Origin of the sequence: Streptomyces sp. NPDC096205, assembly GCF_044763135.1 — a bacterium.
Lineage (GTDB): Bacteria > Actinomycetota > Actinomycetes > Streptomycetales > Streptomycetaceae > Streptomyces.
The window spans coordinates 286,051-302,106 of the sequence record NZ_JBIWFS010000010.1 but is presented as its reverse complement, the minus strand read 5'-3'; the positions used below and the strand labels follow the sequence as shown (position 1 = coordinate 302,106).

At 71.2% G+C, this 16,056-nt stretch carries 14 protein-coding genes; 6 read left to right on the top strand and 8 right to left on the bottom strand.

Going from position 1 to position 16,056, the window contains the following annotated elements; translation table 11 throughout:
* Window positions 1-57 precede the first annotated feature (57 nt).
* Window positions 58-774, top strand: coding sequence for a CDP-alcohol phosphatidyltransferase family protein (locus tag ACIQ6Y_RS33360; protein ID WP_404044778.1), 717 nt, complete (start codon window positions 58-60; stop codon window positions 772-774).
* Here ACIQ6Y_RS33360 and ACIQ6Y_RS33355 read toward each other — a convergent pair.
* The 5 genes from ACIQ6Y_RS33355 to ACIQ6Y_RS33335 all read right to left on the bottom strand — a co-directional run bounded on the left by ACIQ6Y_RS33355 (window position 664) and on the right by ACIQ6Y_RS33335 (window position 7,418).
* Window positions 664-1,218, bottom strand: a complete 555-nt coding sequence (locus tag ACIQ6Y_RS33355; RefSeq protein ID WP_404044776.1) for an adenylyltransferase/cytidyltransferase family protein — start codon at window positions 1,216-1,218, stop codon at window positions 664-666. The two genes, ACIQ6Y_RS33360 and ACIQ6Y_RS33355, sit on opposite strands and share 111 nt — an antisense overlap.
* Complete coding sequence (locus ACIQ6Y_RS33350; RefSeq protein ID WP_404044773.1) at window positions 1,209-2,759, bottom strand: fibronectin type III domain-containing protein; 1,551 nt, start codon at window positions 2,757-2,759, stop codon at window positions 1,209-1,211. Before ACIQ6Y_RS33350 ends, ACIQ6Y_RS33355 begins: the two co-directional genes overlap by 10 nt.
* Window positions 2,760-2,845: 86 nt before the next feature.
* Window positions 2,846-4,369 (bottom strand): oligosaccharide flippase family protein, encoded by a 1,524-nt coding sequence (locus ACIQ6Y_RS33345; protein WP_404044770.1) that lies wholly within the window; start codon window positions 4,367-4,369, stop codon window positions 2,846-2,848.
* Entirely contained in the window at window positions 4,366-5,952 is a 1,587-nt protein-coding gene (locus tag ACIQ6Y_RS33340; RefSeq protein WP_404044767.1) for a hypothetical protein, read from the bottom strand. Before ACIQ6Y_RS33340 ends, ACIQ6Y_RS33345 begins: the two co-directional genes overlap by 4 nt.
* On the bottom strand, window positions 5,949-7,418 hold the full coding sequence (locus ACIQ6Y_RS33335; protein WP_404044764.1) for a hypothetical protein: 1,470 nt from the start codon (window positions 7,416-7,418) through the stop codon (window positions 5,949-5,951). Before ACIQ6Y_RS33335 ends, ACIQ6Y_RS33340 begins: the two co-directional genes overlap by 4 nt.
* Window positions 7,419-7,682: 264 nt before the next feature.
* Here ACIQ6Y_RS33335 and ACIQ6Y_RS33330 point away from each other — a divergent pair, with 264 nt between their 5' ends.
* Window positions 7,683-8,663, top strand: a complete 981-nt coding sequence (locus tag ACIQ6Y_RS33330; protein ID WP_404044762.1) for an NAD-dependent epimerase/dehydratase family protein — start codon at window positions 7,683-7,685, stop codon at window positions 8,661-8,663.
* 32 nt (window positions 8,664-8,695) lie between these two features.
* The gene (locus ACIQ6Y_RS33325; protein ID WP_404044759.1) at window positions 8,696-9,904 is read left to right on the top strand and encodes a glycosyltransferase family 4 protein; all 1,209 of its coding nucleotides are present in this window, start codon (window positions 8,696-8,698) and stop codon (window positions 9,902-9,904) included.
* Between the two features lie 198 nt (window positions 9,905-10,102).
* Here the strand turns inward: ACIQ6Y_RS33325 and ACIQ6Y_RS33320 are convergent, their stop codons facing one another.
* The 3 genes from ACIQ6Y_RS33320 to ACIQ6Y_RS33310 all read right to left on the bottom strand — a co-directional run bounded on the left by ACIQ6Y_RS33320 (window position 10,103) and on the right by ACIQ6Y_RS33310 (window position 13,377).
* Window positions 10,103-11,314 carry a glycosyltransferase family 4 protein gene (locus ACIQ6Y_RS33320; RefSeq protein ID WP_404044757.1) on the bottom strand — a complete coding sequence of 404 codons (1,212 nt, stop codon included), beginning with the start codon at window positions 11,312-11,314 and terminating at the stop codon, window positions 10,103-10,105.
* Entirely contained in the window at window positions 11,311-11,901 is a 591-nt protein-coding gene (locus tag ACIQ6Y_RS33315; RefSeq protein ID WP_404044754.1) for a putative colanic acid biosynthesis acetyltransferase, read from the bottom strand. Before ACIQ6Y_RS33315 ends, ACIQ6Y_RS33320 begins: the two co-directional genes overlap by 4 nt.
* 114 nt (window positions 11,902-12,015) lie before the next feature.
* Window positions 12,016-13,377, bottom strand: a complete 1,362-nt coding sequence (locus ACIQ6Y_RS33310) for a sugar transferase (protein WP_404044751.1) — start codon at window positions 13,375-13,377, stop codon at window positions 12,016-12,018.
* Window positions 13,378-13,880: 503 nt separating this feature from the next.
* Here ACIQ6Y_RS33310 and ACIQ6Y_RS33305 point away from each other — a divergent pair.
* From ACIQ6Y_RS33305 to ACIQ6Y_RS33295, 3 genes are all read left to right on the top strand, one after another.
* Window positions 13,881-14,171 (top strand): hypothetical protein, encoded by a 291-nt coding sequence (locus ACIQ6Y_RS33305; RefSeq protein WP_404044749.1) that lies wholly within the window; start codon window positions 13,881-13,883, stop codon window positions 14,169-14,171.
* A gap of 79 nt (window positions 14,172-14,250) precedes the next feature.
* Window positions 14,251-15,252, top strand: a complete 1,002-nt coding sequence (locus ACIQ6Y_RS33300) for an ArsR/SmtB family transcription factor (RefSeq protein ID WP_404044746.1) — start codon at window positions 14,251-14,253, stop codon at window positions 15,250-15,252.
* Window positions 15,253-15,375: 123 nt separating this feature from the next.
* Window positions 15,376-15,804 (top strand): hypothetical protein, encoded by a 429-nt coding sequence (locus ACIQ6Y_RS33295; RefSeq protein WP_404044744.1) that lies wholly within the window; start codon window positions 15,376-15,378, stop codon window positions 15,802-15,804.
* The last annotated feature ends 252 nt before the right edge of the window (window positions 15,805-16,056 follow it).

Sequence of the window (16,056 nt, the reverse complement as noted above, 5' to 3'; positions counted from 1 at the left end):
TCCAACCCTTTAAGCACTTTTGTTCGCTGTTCAGCGCTTTCATCGTCAAGGAGGGACATGACCGGGTTCGTTGAGGTGCTCCGGCATATGTCGGCCGCGCAGAAGCCCGCGAAGGGTGTGTCGGTCTACACCCTGTTCGTCAACCGTCCGGCCGGCCGCGTCCTGGCGGCGCTGGCCTACCGTGCCGGGGCGACTCCCAATCAACTGACAGTGCTCGGTGCCCTGTTCACCTTTCCCGCCCTGGCCGCCGTGGCCTTGGTGCGACCCGGTCCGGGGCTGTCGGTCTGCGTCTGTGCGGCCCTGGCCGTCGGGTTCGCCCTCGACGCGGCGGACGGACAGCTCGCCCGCACGCAGCGCTCGGGCAGTCCGTCCGGTGAGTGGCTGGACCATGTGCTGGACTGCGTCAAACTGGTCACGGTGCACCTGGTCGTGCTGGTGTCGTTCTACCGCTTCTTCTCCCTGCCCAGCCAGGTCTTCCTGTTGGCCCCGATGCTGTTCGAGCTGGCGGCCGTGGTCATCTTCTTCGCCGGGATCCTCACGGAGCAGCTCAAGCGGCGAACGGCGCCCCCGTGGCCGGCGGCCCCGATGCCCGCGGAGCCCGTACCGGCCCTGCGGTCCGTGTTGCTGCTGCCGGTCGACTACGGCGTGACCTGCGTCAGCTTCCTATTCCTTGGCAGCCAGCACGTCTTCCTTTCCGTCTACTGCACATTGCTGCTGGCCCACCTCCTGTTCATGGCGGCCTTCCTGGTCAAGTGGTTCCGCGAGCTGCGCTGAGGGGAACTCCGTGCGCGGGTGCCGGGAGAGCAGCTCCAGGGAGTCGCGCAGCAGCGTGCTGGAGGTGTGCATGGTGTAGGGGAAGTAGACGACCTCGACACCGACCCGTGCGAAACGCCGTTCCAGCTCCACCCACTTGGGCGTTCCCCGCCAGTCGTCGCCCTTGAAGATGACGTGGAAACCGATCCGCTTCCACGTCTCCAGCTTGTCCTCCTCCGACTCGGCGACGGCCACGTCGACGCAACGCAGGTTGCTGACGATCTCCAGGCGCTCGGCGAACGGGACGACCGGGGGTCTGCCCTTGAGGTGCTGTACGAGGTCGTCCGTGGTGACCCCGACGATGAGGCGGTCACAGTGCCGGCGCGCCTGGCGCAGGATGTTGAGGTGGCCGACGTGGAACAGGTCGTAGACGCCGGGCGCGAATCCGATGCGGGTCATGTCCATGGGGCACTCGCAACGGTCGTCGCCTTCGCGGGCACGGTCACCTGCAACGGCTCGGACTTCATGGAGGTGTTGGTCCCGTCCGTCACCGCGATCCGGTACTTCTGACGGCTGCCGGCGGCCACGGAGTCGGTGAAGCTCATCCACGGGCGGTCCCAGTAGGTGGACGACCGCTGCTGCGTGGAGATCAGCCGGTCGTTCCGGTAGAGCCGGTAGGTGAGTGAGGCGTCGTCCCGGTCCCACGAGGCCTTCCAGCGCAGGGTGACCTGTCCGGACTGCTGCGCGGAGAGCGAGAGGGCGGGAACCGCCGGTGCCCCGGTGTCGGGACCGGAGCCGAAGCGGGTGAGGCCCTGCTGCGGTGCGCCGTTGACCCGGGTGAACTCTCCGCCCACCCAGATGACTCCACGGCCGACCGCCAGCGCGCGCGGTCCCACCTGTTCCCCGATCCCTTCGTTGGTGTCGGGGAACCAGTGCAGGATGCTGCTGTCCTGGGGCGACTGGGCCAGCAGGTGCTGACGGTCCTGCCGGTCGGGGAACCCGCCCGGCGTCTGGCTGCAGTCGTGAGCGTGCGAGGCACTGTAGAGGACGCCGCGGTACGGCAGAACGGCCTGCGTGGCGCCGAGGCAGGAGTCCTTCCACACCATGCTGTCGTCGTCCAGGCGGCCCGCGATACGGCCGTCGAAGATGCCCCAGCCGTGGCCTTCGGCACCCACGTAGAAGCGGGTGCCGTCCTGCGCGATCGACTTCACCACCGACCGGGGCGGCAACCAGCCCGGGTAGGAGCGCACGAGGGCCCCGCTGGTGCTGTTCAGGGCGGCCAGCGAGCGGGCCCGGTGGCCGTCGACCCGCTCGAAGTCCCCGCCGACGTAGAGCTTTTCGCGCGAGGGCACCACCGACAGGGCGCGCACCGAGGCGTCGACGTCGGCCCGGAACGTCCGCAGGGCGCCCTTGGGGGTGAAGGCGGCGATGTGCTGCCTGATCTGGCCGTCGACCCGGCGGAAGTCACCGCCGAGATAGACCGTGCGATCCGTGGCGTCGATCGCCCGGACGGTCGCGGACACCGCCGGCCGGAAGTCCTTGCGCAGGGAGCAGTCGGCCGTGTTCAGGGCGACGGCACTCGCCACGCCGGTCGATCCGACACGGCTGAAGGAGCCGCCCACGTACAGCACACGCCCGTCCGGTGAGGCCTTGAGGGCGCGGACGGTTCCCGCTCCTCCGGTGAACGACTGCGCGCAGGGCAGCAGGGCTCCGGTCGCCGCGTCGAACGCGGCGAAGTTGCGGCGCGGGACCTCCTGGACGCCGGGCTCCGCGCCCGGCGGCCGCACCGAGTCGAAGGTTCCCCCGACATAGACGACACCATGGGCATACGCCAGCGACCAGACGATGCCGTTCGTCTGCCACGTGGTCAGCGGATCGGCGGTGAACGCCGCCCCGGCCTCGCCGGCGGCCAGGGCGGGAGTGGGACGGAACAGGGCGGCGGAGCACAGGAGGGCGGCGGCGACCGCAGTGGTGGCCGCCCTCGGCGGGAGCTTTCTCAGGCGCAATGGACATCCCGGATGGCAGTGGTGTGGGCGACACGCGGGGAATGACACACACCTGCTGAGCCCGGACGGTACGTCCCTGTCTGGGCTCACGCAGCGCGACGGCGCAGAACTCCGACCAGCTCGCTCACTCCCAGCGGCCTGCGATACCACCACAAACTAGTAGCAAATACGCACATTCCCAAGGTCATCCCGGCGGCGAGTCCTGACGTGGTGTCACCGGTCAGTGAGCGCACGGCCGCCAGCACCACCGACACGGCGAGTCCGGCGCAAAGAGCGACGGTGTAGCCGCGGTCCACGGTCGTGAACCCGAGCCGGAAACGGATGAGGAGGGCGGCCGAGAGGTTCTCCACGACGATGGCCGCCCCCCAGGACAGGGCGGCACCCAGAACCCCCCACCTCGGCACGGTGAGCAGCCCGATCGTCAGTTGCACCGCGAACGCCGCCCCGGTGACGGCCAGATGCCAGGAACTCCTGCCGGACATCAGCAGCACGGTCTGGGCGTTGCCCACCGCGACGTTGACCATCGAGGCGCCGCACAGCACGACGAGGGCGGGCGCGCCCTGGACGAACTCCGGACCGAACACCGACAGCACCGTCCCCGGGAAGCCGGCGACGACGGCGAACAGCGGCCAGGAGAAGAGCACGACCCAGCACGTCGACACCCGGTGCAGATGGCGCGCCTCGGCGATCTGCTCGACGGCGAGCAGCCGGCTGATCTGTGGCGCCACGGCGAGCCGGACGGCCAGCTGCAGCAGGGTGCCCGCCGTGACGACGCGGCCGATGGCGGTGTAGACGCCCGCGTCGGCGCTGGTGGCCAGCGCGGAGAGCAGGATGACGCCGACCCACACCGCACTGAAGTCGAACACGGACGACACCGCGCGGGGTGCCGCGAAGCTCCAGAAGGCACGCCAGGGAACGGCTCCGCGGACGGCCGGATACGTGGTGCCGCGGGCGGCGCGGCAGTGGCGCAGGGCCAGCCACGCGGCCACGGTGCCGGCCAGGGCGGGCAGCAGCCAGGCGGCGGCCATGGGCAGCATGCCCGGCGCGTACACGGCCACGGGGACGGCGATCAGCAGCCGCAGCACGGGTTTGCCGATCTGCTCGACGCCGACGAACGGCACCACGGTGCCGTGGCCCTGATTGGCGCCGAGCAGGACCAGTCCCACGGTGGCGAGGGGCAGGAACAGCCCGAAGAGCCGTACCAGAGTGATCGCGTCGGCCGGCCGCAGATGCGGCAGGAGCGTGGTGGCCACCGCGGGGCACAGCAGCAGGGGGAGGGCGGCCGCCGTACTGGCTACGACCGCGGGCACGAGGGCCGCGCGCAGCAGACCGCCCACCGAGCGCCCACCACCCACCGCGATGTCGCGCGAGACGAAGCGGACGAGCCCGGTGTCGGCGCCGAGCTTGCAGGTGTGGCTGAGGATGGTGAACAGGGCCACGCCCGTGAAGACCGCTCCTGCTCCCTGCGCTCCGAGCGCACGGGTGATCAGGCCGACGAAGACGAAGGCGAGGACGGCATTGGTCGCCGAACCGGCCGCCCCCCACCACCCGCCTCGCGCGGCGGCGGCCACGCTGTTCGGGGCGGGGGCGGTCGCTTCCGGGGCGGTCACCCGCGAGAGGCCGAGAGGGTGTCGTCCTGCGCGGGAAGCTCCACGACCGGCGTGGTGGCCTCCGCCTCCTCGGCGCTCCCCGGCCGGCGCCGCAGGAGGCCACGCAGACGTCCGGGCCGGTGACCGGCGTCCAGCACGGCGCCGAGCAGGGTGCCGCCGGAACAGTCGATCAGCTCGCGCACCCGCTGGAGATCGTCCCGCCGGGTGGTGTCGAGGGCGACGACCAGCAGGACGGCGTCGACGCGCTGGGCGATGGCCAGAGCGTCCGCGTGGTCCAGGAGCGGCCGGCTGACGACGACCGCGGTACGGGCGTCGAAGCCGGTCGGCAGCCGGTCGACGGTGGCGGACACGCCGGCCGGGGCGGGCGAACCGCTGCCGCCGGTGGAGCAGCAGGCGAACCGCCCGGCGGTGCCGGCGTCGACGAGGACGCTCCCTTGGGGCAGGTCGTCCTCCGCGGGTGTGCGGGCGTCGTCCGGGAGCAGCGGCAGCCGGGTAGTGAGCGAGGGAGTGTCGGGGTCGGTGTCCACCAGCAGCACCTCCTCGCCGCACTCCGCGAAGGCCGCGGCCAGGTTCACGGCTACGCCCTCGGTGGCGGCGTCGCGGCGGGGGGCCACGACGAGGATCCGGCCGGTGTCGGCGGGCGTGCCGGAGCGGCGCAGGCGGTAGGCCAGGGCGCGCAGGGTCTCGGCCCGGTCACCGCCGCGGTGGCCGACCGTCAGCAGGGCGTCGTCCTCGTGCTCGTCGCGCCTGCGGGGCAGCAGACCGAGCACGGGGCCGCCCAGCGCGGCCCGGGCATCCGCCGCCGACCGGACCCGGGTGTCGAGGGCCGAGTGCAGCCAGGCCAGCAGGATGCCGAGGGCCAGTCCGGCCGCCAGTCCCAGCGTGAGCAGGGTCGGCCAGCCGGGCCCCGAGGGCCGGGCCGGCGCCTCGCCGCGGCGGACGATGTCACCTCCGTCGGTGTCCCGGGAGTTGATCTCGACGATGCGCTCCTGCAGCGTGTCCAGCTGGCTCTGCACCGCTTTGGTGACCTCGTCCTCCTTGTTCTGCTTCTTCGCCGCCTCCACCGTCTTGATCTGCTGCTCCACACTGCGGGTGGCCCGCCGTGCGGCGGCTTCGTTACGGGCCTTGCGGTCGGCGAGGTAGGCCTCGGCGAAGGCGTTGGCGCCGCGCGCCGCGCGAGTCGGGGTGCCGGCTGTGAACTCGAAGCGCAGGACCTGGGACTTCGTCTGATTGGTGATCCGCACATCGTCCTCGAGTGCGGCCGCACTGTCGGCCTGCCCCAGGATGCGGGCCGCCCGGACGGCGACCGCGGCGCTGGCGGCGATCTGCCGCTCGGTGCCCATGCTGACCTGGTTGTCGGCGGAGACGCTGACCATGCCGTAGGGGTCGGCGGTGGAGCGTACGAGGACTTCGCTGGTCGAGGTGTAGGTGTGTGCGCCGGACAGGGCCAGGACGGCGCCGCCCAGGAGTCCCAGGGCGACGCCCAGGGCGATGACGGCGCGGTGGCGCAGGAGTCGGCGCAGTTGGTCGCGTAGCTGGTCCGGCTCGTCGTACCGGTCGTAGGAGTGGATGGGGGCGGTCACGTGGGCCCTCCTGTCGCGGGGAGCTGTGCGGGTCGGGTGGGTGCGGTCGGCGGCGCCGACGGGACAAGCCGGGGTGCGCGGGCGGCGGGGGTGGTGATGAGCAGGGGAACGGTCACCAGCAGCGCCAGCGGGCCCACGATCCCGAGCAGACTGCCGCGCAGAAAGATCATCTGGTAGAAGGCCAGAGCCGGGACCAGAAGCGTCGCGAGGGTGCCCGCCCGGTCGCGGAGCCGGTGGTGTACGTCGTCCAGACGCCGTCCGATCGCGCCGAGCAGGAAGAACACGGCGGCCACGGCGGGCGGGCCGGCCCACAGGTAGCTCTCGATCCACAGGGGGGCGGAGAGGTTGACGAAGTCGTAGCCGGCGTACTGGGCCAGGGCGATGCCGGTGTCCCCCGGCTTGTCCGGCCACACCGAGCGCGGGACCGCGAACAGCACGGGACCCAGCACGTCCTGCGGTGAGAACCCTTGGCCCCGCGCGAAGTCGATGCCGGTCTGCACCTGCTGGAAGGCGTCGTAGTCGCCGTTGGTGGTGAACTGTGCGGAGAGGGAGACGACGGTGAACTGCTCCCGGTCGCTGTAGCGGAAGTAGTCGCTGTACGGGAAGACCAGCAGCACGGTCGTCATGAGCGTGGCCGCGATGACGCGGAAGGCGCGGGGCCGGCACAGCCGGGGCATGGCGAACAACAGGGTCAGCACGATGGTGCCGAACCAGAACCGCGGTTTGCTGACGGGGTTGTTGACGACGACGTTCAGGGCGAAGAGCAGCGGCAGCAGCAGGTGGCGGGCGGTGCGCAGCAGACGGTCTCCGCCGGGCGCGCGCGGTACGTGCAGCAGGCCCAGCAGGGCCCAGAGCGCGGGCACGGAAAGGCACCAGCTGCGTAGGACCGACAGGAAGGCGTCGCCCGAACCGTCGGCGGAGCCCGCTTCCCGCAGCGCCTGACGGCTCGTGAAGTACGCGGCGAGGCCCCCTGGCTGGCCGGGGACGAGCAGGACCGCCAGGACGAGGGCGAGCCCGCACAGCGACAGCAGGCGCCAGGGCGCGAGGCGACGGGACAGCAGCCGTTCCACCGGCCCCGGCGAGCAGGCGGCGGACCTGGCCGCGCGGGTGCGCTCCCGGCGGGCGGCGACGGCGGTCCCCGCACTGTGCGCGAGAAGCCCCACTTCGATGACGGCCACGGCAATGAGGGCGGTCCCCTCGCCGGCCCGGTAGGACCATGGGAAGGCGTCGGTGGCGAGCTGCGCCAGGGGTGCGAGGCCGAGCCAGATGTAGGCGAAGACCCAGAAGCCGAGGGCGACGAGCTGCACCGTCGTCGCGGTGAGCACGCGGACGAGGGCCACACCGGTGTGCACCAGCACCACGCCCTGCACGGCGAGTGCGACCGACAGGTGCGCGCCGTCCGACTGGAGGATCAGCCCCGGTAGCAGGACCAGGAGGACCACGGCCCAGAGGGAGACCGCGGCCACACTGCGAACGGGAACCTCTCCCTGCCGACAGTCTTCGCCAGTCGGGTTTTTCGCCTGAAAGTTCATCAACAGGGTTATAACGCCTGAATCCTGCCAATCCGTACAGGCGCGCGCGAATCCGGGAGGCTCCACGCGGCCGTCCGCACAGCACCGTCATCGGGTGATGCGGGGACGTCGGACGGCGTGCCATTTACAGATAAACAGGACAAATGTGCATTCCTTGGTCACACCGGACCATCCGATCTTCGGACAAAGGAGTTGCGCATGGGCAAGCAGGTCGACGTCGTCGTCGCCGGTGGTGGGGGATTCATCGGGGGGCATCTCGTGGGCTCGCTCCTGGCCCAGGGGCTGACCGTCCGCTCCATCGACATCAAGCCCCGGGACGAGTGGTACCAGGTCCACGACGCCGCGGAGAACGTGATCGCCGACCTGTCGCTCCTGGAGAACGCGCGGGCGGGCGTGCGGGGCGCCCGGCAGGTGTACATGCTGGCCGCCGACATGGGCGGCATGGGCTTCATCGAGAACAACAAGGCCGCCTGCATGATGTCGGTCCTGACCAGCACGCACATGCTGCAGGCCGCGCAAGAGGCCGGGGTGGAGCGCTACTTCTACTCCTCCTCCGCCTGCGTCTACGCCGCCGCCAGGCAGACCGACCCGGACGTCACCGCCCTGCGCGAGGAGGACGCCTACCCGGCGCAGCCCGAGGACGGCTACGGCTGGGAGAAGCTCTTCTCCGAGCGCATGTGCCGCCACTACACCGAGGACTACGGGTTCCTCACCCGCGTCGCCCGCTACCACAACGTCTACGGCCCCCACGGCACGTGGGACGGCGGCCGGGAGAAGGCTCCCGCCGCGGTGTGCCGGAAGGTGGCCGAGGCGGTGCTCTCCGGCGACCACCGCATCGAGATCTGGGGCGACGGCCTGCAGACCCGTTCCTTCATGTACATCGACGACTGCCTGCACGGCACCCAGATGATCATGAACGGGGACAGCGGCGAACCGGTCAACCTCGGCTCCTCGGAGCTGGTGACCATCAACCGACTCGTCGACATCGTCGAGCAGATCGCCGGCATCCGCTGCGAGCGCAGCTACCGGCTGGACGCCCCCCAGGGCGTGCGCGGCCGCAACTCCGACAACACCCTGATCCGCGAGATCTACGGCTGGGAACCCTCCGTCTCTCTGACCGACGGACTGGAACAGACCTACGCATGGGTCTACGACCAGGTCAAGCGCTCCCACCAGTGACGCCCGAAACGTTGCGAGGAAGCGGCGGGACGATGAGGATCCTCGTCCACGACTACAGCGGCCACCCGTTCCAGGCCCAGCTGAGCCGAGAGCTGGCGCGCCGCGGTCACGAGGTCGTCCACTCGACGTGCACGGCCTACGTCTCCGGCAAGGGCGACCTCGCCGGACCCACGCCGGGCCTGCGCTTCGCCACCATCGGGGACGGCGTCAGGCTGCGCAAGGAAGCCTACTTCCGCCGGCTCGGGCAGGAGACCCTGCTGGGTCTCGAACTCGCCCGGCAGGTCCGCCGCGAGAAACCCGACGTGGCACTGCTGTCCAACCTGCCGATCCCGGTCCTGGTCGCGACCGCGGCCGTCCTGAACAGGCTGCGCATCCCCTGGGTGCTGTGGCATCAGGACGTGACCGCGGTCGCGCTGAAGAGCTTCGCCGCCGCCGACGTCGCCAAGTCGATGGGCCTGGCGGCCAAGGTGTTCGGCGCCGCCGAGAAGTGGTCGGCGCGGCAGGCCGCGGCCGTCGTGGTGATCGCCGACTCGTTCGTGCGGGTCCACCAGCAGTGGGGCACCGCCGACAAGGTCACCGTCATCCCCAACTGGGCGCCGCTGGACGAGATCGTCCCGGTGGCACGGGCCAACGCCTGGTCGACGGAGCACGGACTCAACGACGTACGAACGGTGCTGTACTCGGGCACGCTCGGGCTGAAGCACAACCCGGCGCTGCTGGTGCGGCTGGCGGAGCGGCTGCGTGAGCAGGGAAGCCCGGTCCGCCTCGTCGTCGTCAACGACGGCCCTGCCGTACCCGTCCTCAGGGACGCGGCCGCGGCGCGGGGCGTCGAACTGACCCTGCTGCCCTTCCAGCCCTATGAGCGGCTGCCCGAGGTGCTCGGCACGGGCGACGTCCTCGTCGTCCTGCTGGGTCCGGAGGCGGGGCAGTTCTCGGTTCCGTCCAAGACGCTGTCCTATCTGTGCGCCGGGCGGCCGGTGCTCGGCCTGATGCCCGCCGACAACCTCGCCGCGGGGCTGCTCCGGCAGGCGGGGTCGGCGGTCTTCCCGCCGGAGGAGTCGGCCCTGGACGGTGCGGCCGCCTGGGTCCGGGGGGTCCTGTCCGACCCGGCCCGGGCCGAGCGGCTGGGCAAGGAGAGCCGCGCCCTGGCCGAGCGGGAGTTCGCCCTGGAGGGCTGCGCCTCACGTTTCGAGGACATCCTGCACAGGGTGACCGCCGGCGCGAGACGCCGCCGGCCCTGACGGGCGTCTCACGTGGCCGGCCCCGCACCGCCGGCCACGGCTGAACGGGCGGCCTCCCCGCTCGGGGAGTGCCGCCGGACGCGCCGGCGGACCGGCGCCGCGGCGTCGTAGGGACGGGGAGGGTCGGATGGCCAGGTGCGTGGCCGAGCCAGGAGGTGGGTCGGGTGGGACGGACGTGCCGTGGCCGGGCTCGGAGGATCAGCCGGCCGGGCCCGTCGGGGCCGGTTCCTGCCGGGGGTGGGCGCCCGCCGGACGTGCGCCGGGTTCCGCACCGCCTCGGCCGAAGGGTTCCTCCCGCCGACTGCCCCGGTAGATCTCCTCCAGCCGGTCCACCACCGCGCCGATGGAGTAGACGTCCTCGACCACGCGGCGGCCCGCCTCCGCCGTCCGGGCCCACAGCTCGGGGTCGCCGAGCAGCCGGCAGACCGCTGCCGCCATGGCCTCGGGACTGCCGTCGGTGACGAGGGCGGCGCCACGGCGGGCCAGTTCGTCGGCGATGCCGCAGGTGTCGGTGCAGACCACGGGCGTGCCGGCGGCCAGCGACTCGATGACGGTCATGCCAAAGGGTTCGTTGACGCTCGCCAGCACATGGACGGCCGCCCTCCGATAGGCCTCGCGCGTCTCGGCGGGATCCAGCGCCCCGCCGTAGCGGACCACGTCCGCGGGCCCCTCGTCGATGAGCCGGCGTACGGCGGGCAGCGCTCCGTCGTCCGGACCGTAGAGCGTGAAGCGGGCCTCGGGGAGCCGCTGGTGCACCAGTGCGGCCATCTGCACGAAGGCCTCGGGACGCTTACGAGGATGCAGCCGGGCCAGAAACAGCACATGGGGCTCGCGCGGCTGCCGGGGCGCCGGTTCGGGCGGGCCCGGCTGGATGCCGTTGGGAAGGATCCGCAGCGGCGGGCTGGCCGCCCCCAGCGCCCGCGCCACCAGCCGGCGTTCCTGCTCGGTCAGGACGCAGCAGGCGCGCGCCCGGCGCAGCAGCGGCAGGTAGAGCAGGTCGAACAGCCGGACGGGGAGCGCGGTGCGCGGCTCGACCATGCCGTGCGTCTGCGCCACGCACGGCACGCGGCGCAGGGCGGCGACGGCGAGGGCGGAGAGGGAGACCAGGTCGCGCCCCGCGTGGACGTGCACGACATCGGCGCCGCCGATGGCCCGCCACAGATCGCGCAGGAGGAGGGGGTGCAGCAGGCCGATGAAGCCGCGCCCCGGTAGCAGCGAACGGGCCGGACGCGAGCGCAGCCGTACGGTGCCGATGCGTTCCGGGGCCCGGCGGCTGCCCCGCCACAGCGACATCAGCGTGACGTCGTGACCGCGTGCGGCCAGTTCCTGCGACTGGGCGACCGCCACGCTCGGCGGACCGCCGAAGGCACCGTCGTCACTGATGAGCGTGACCACGTGGAGGAGTCTCATGCCGTACGTCCCTTCGACGTCAGGACCGTGCCGGGCGCGAGGTCCCGGTGGGCGACGGCGCCGGCGCCCACGACGCCGCCCCGGCCGACCGTGACACCGCGCAGGACGACGGCACGGGCCGCGACCCAGCTGCCCGGCTCCAGCCGGATGGGGCCGTTGTCGAACTCGAACGTGGCGCAGCGGGGGCGATGGCTGCCCGTGCACAGCAGCGCGCTCTGGGAGACGCAGCAGTCGTGGCCGATCGTGACGGGCTCGAGGTTGAGGATCCAGGCACCCTCGCCGATCCACACGTCGTCGCCGATCTCCAGCTTCCACGGCCAGTGCACCCGCACTCCGTGCCGGATCAGCACCCGCTGTCCGACGCGGGCGCCGAAGGCGCGCAGCAGCACCGGGCGCCAGCGGTGCGGGCACCACCATTTGACGAAGACCAGGTGGAGGACGGCGAACCAGGCGGCCTGTACGAGCAGAGGACGTCCCTTGTCGTATCCGGCGCCGGTGAAGCCGCGCAGGGACCGCTCCACGACGGGTCGGTGCGGGGTGGCCGGACCGGAGTCACCGGGCTGTGCGGCGACTGCGCTCTGCGCCATGACAGTGTCCTTTCCGAGGCAGAGGCGTTCAGCTCCGTGATCCTTCACGTCCCGCCGGGCGGATCACCCGCGATCCAGGCGTGTTGGCGGCAGGCTTGCCCGGATGGACCAGCTTCAGTAGGCGCCTTGCCCGTTCAGCACCGCGCGTACGGTGCGGGCCATGACGTTGACGTCCATGGACGGGGACCAGTTGTCGACATAGCGCAGATCGAGGGAGACCGTCTCCTGCCAGGACAGGTCGGACCGCCCGCTCACCTGCCACAGCCCGGTCAGGCCCGGCTTGACGTGCAGTCGGCGCATCTCGACCGCGTTGTACCTGACGACCTCCTCCGGCACCGGAGGGCGCGGGCCGACCAGGGACATGTGGCCGAGGAGGACGTTGAACAGCTGAGGCAGCTCGTCCAGCGAGTAGCGGCGCAGGAGGCGTCCCAGGGGGGTGACCCGGGGGTCGCGGCGCATCTTGAACATGTGGCCGTCGTTCTCGTTCGCCGCCTCCAGCTCGCTCTTGAGGCGGTCCGCGTCGACGACCATCGTGCGGAACTTCCACATCGGGAACGGCGTGTTGTTCTGGCCGACCCGCGTCTGGCGATAGAAGGCGGGACCGGGTGAGCCGAGCCGCACGGCCAGGGCCAGCAGGAGCAGCAGCGGTGAGAGCAAAAGGATCAGCAGCAGCGCGCCCACCCGGTCCACGGCTTCCTTCAGCAGGGCCGGCACGCCATGGCGCAACGGCGGCGCGATGTGCAGCAGGGTGAGCCCGGACGCCGAGGTGAGCCGGACCCGCCGGCGGGCGACCTCGACGATGCCGGGCAGGACGACGATCGGGCACCCCCGGTCGTGCACCGCCCAGGACAGCCGGCGCAGCCGCTCGCCCGACAGGTGCCGGCCCGGTGCGACGAAGACCAGGTCGGCGCAGAGTTCGTCGGCCGCCCCGAGCACCGTCGCGGCGTCCTGCTCGGGAGTCTCGGGCTCCTCGCGGGGCAGCCGCGCGTAGACCGGGACACCGGAGAGCACATCGTCCTCCCCGATCGGGCAGGATCCCACGATCACGTATTCGTGATCGGTGCGCTGGGCCAGCTGTGCGACCACCGCGTCGATGGTGGGGCCCTCTCCGACGACAAGGACGTGGCGCAGCGCGCGGCCGTCGCGGCGGGCGGCCAGGAGATGACGGTGAATCATCTGGTGGCAGACCGCGGTGAGGACCAGTGCGGGGCTCAGCGCCGTGAAGGCCTCGGCCGGCACGCTCTGCAGTCCGCACAGCACACGCAGCGTTGCCAGCGCACCGACCAGCACCAGCCAGTCGCTCACCACGGCTCTCAGGCCGCCGCCGTCACCCCAGGCGGAGGGCGTGTAACGCTTGCCGACCACTCTGATCAGCGGCCAGAGCAGGGCGGCGACGGCTGCCAGGCGCAGGGGGTGGGGTTCGTGCACTTCCACGATCGCCGCCGCGACCGGCAGTGCCGCGCCGGCCAGATCCACACCGACAGATACAGGGCCGTACCAATGTGCCCGGGTGCCTTCTGGATGGGCTGGCCGACGTGTGACGGAACCCGGCGTCTGCCGGGTCACCGCGGTACTGAAGGGCCGCATGCCTCTCCTCGGAAGCTCCAATCTCAGACAACCGACGCGGCCGCACCGCCCGCTCAAGGGCCCGTCGCATCTTCACGCAAGATGTATATCAACTAATAGGCACTTATGTCCGCTGTGTCACCCATTCTCCGGTCATCCCGAACGAGGAGCGGGTCACCCCGGCCAGACGCCGATGTGTGGCCTCGCCACCGGCTGCTCGGTACGGACACGGCCACGGCGGTCCTGGGGGCTCCGGGTCGGACGGTTCGACGCGCCGGCACGGGCGACGTGGCTGTGCCCCCCGCGCGACTGGCAGCTCCGTCGCTGGTGAACCGGAGGGGGCCGAACGGCGCAGCAGCGCCCACGTCCCGGCCACGTGCCGGCCGCGCGGGAGCGGCGAACCCATCGTCTGCATGCCCACCGGCGCCGTGAACTGCTTCCTGGGCACCGAGATCGTCCTCGAGCCCCTCAACAAGACCATCGAGAAATCGGCCGGCACCCTCGACGCCGCCCGCTTCGTGAAGCTCTACGACTCCTCCAACGTCGTCCATGAAGCCTTCCTCGGCCTCGCCGCCTGCAGATCGGTCCGGGCCTTGACCGTGCACGGCATGATGAGGCTGGCGAACAGTGTGTGCTCGCGGGGCGTGTCCGCGCGGCGTAGGGGGCTGCGGGTCAGGCCCGGCAACGAAGCCGCCGACGCCTGAACGCCGGGGCGGGCGCGGCGTGTTGGGGCATGCTGGGGGTGCGCTCACGCGCTCGACTTCGATGGCAGGGGGCCGGTCGGTGTTACGCATTCACTTCACGGCCGAAGACCTCGCCCGGACCCGGGTGGCCGCAACGGTCGGCGTTGCAGCAGAGGTCTACTACAGCCTGGAGCTGCTCAGGGAGAACCGGGAGCTTCCACACCTCCGCTCGTGGCGGTCAGCGGTCGCGGGCCGGATGGGAGCGGACACACGCCCCCTGACGTCCCTGGTCCCGGTGCGCGGTCCCGGGCTTGATCTGCTGGCCCTGATGGGTGATGCGCCCTCTGTGGACCACGCCGTCGACAACCTGCTGCATGCCCCGGTGTCCCGGCTGCGCCGCGAGCTCGAGGGCCTCGACTTCCGTTCCGGACACCTGTCATGGGCCAAACGGGTGTCGGAGGGCGACCGAGACGCGCTGCAGCAACTCGCCGAGGCCGTGCGGGCCTGCCATCGGGTGACGGTGGAGCCCTTCTGGCATCGAGGGCGGTCCGAGCTGGTCGCGCTGACCACCCGCTGCGCGAACTTGATGTTGGAGGGAGGCATCGATCTGCTGCTGCGTTCGATCTGCGCACCACTGGTCCGGTGGCGTCCACCGGTGCTCGAAGCTCCCTACCCGCGCCGAGTTGACGTGCGTCTCCAGGGAAGGGGACTGATCATCACGCCCACGGTCTTCTCGAAGCACCCGGTGAGCTTTCTGTGGGACCCGCTCGATCCCGCCCAGCCTCCCCGACTGACTGTGCCGGCTCTCCGCCGGTCGCTGACCGGTACCGAACCGCCAGAAGCCGACGGCTCCGTCGTGCGGAACCTGGAGTCTCTGCTCGGCCGCACACGAGCCGCCGCCCTGCACGTGGCAGCGGAAGGCTGCTCGACGAGCGAACTTGCCCGCCGCCTCGACGTCACGGCCGCAGCGGCCAGTCAGCACGCGACAGTGCTGCGGAACACGGGCCTCATCACCACCAGTCGTCGAGGAGGGTCTGTACTGCACTTCATCACTCCCCTCGGGCTGGCCCTGCTGCAGACCGGTGCCCTGACGGAACCCTGAGACCCGAGGACTCCGCGCCTGTCGTCCCGGGCCCCCCTTAAGCCCTGACTTAAGAGGTGGGCCACAGGGGCCGACCTGCCCAGGATGTGAAGCCGCAACCGGCTCACCCAACCTGGAGATCGCATGAAGGCTCATCTCGCCGCCGCCCTCGGTTCCGCCGTGCTCACCGCGGGCACCTTGCTGGGCGCTCCCGCCGCCGGCGCGCAGACCGTCGCCTACCCGATCACCACTTTCGACATCCCCGTCGGGAACACGTGGACGAAGGGCACGGTCACCTGGTACAACCGATCGATCGAGGTGGTGGGCACGCACAAGTCGGTGAGCGCGGCCGGTTCGGCGTACTGCCGGCGCACCTGGGCGTACACCTACGACGCCGCCGGCAGGATGCTGGGCTCGGCCGGCTCCGCGCCTTCCGACACGGCGTGCGGCAATACCAAGGACTACCGTTTCGTGGTTCCCGCAGATGTCGTCGGGGGAGCCGCACTCGTGCGCGTCTGCCTCGACGACGGCAATCTCAAGGACCTGCTGTGCGATCCTGCCCGGCGGCCCTGACTCTTCCGAACTTGCCGGAAGTGACGTTGCTGCACCCGCCCCAGAGCGGAACAATGCGCAACGCCCCGGAAGTTCATCCCCGCCCCACGAGGCAGCGAGCGGCTGTGGCTGAGCACGACAGTTGGCCTGTTCGGCCACTGTCGTGCTCAGCCAGGTGAGAGATCCGCAGGCTGTCAGGTCTGGATGTGGGCGAGGCCCGGATGAGTTCCGTCCAATCCCGGACCGTCTCCTGGTGCGAGCCGCTCGCTGTGC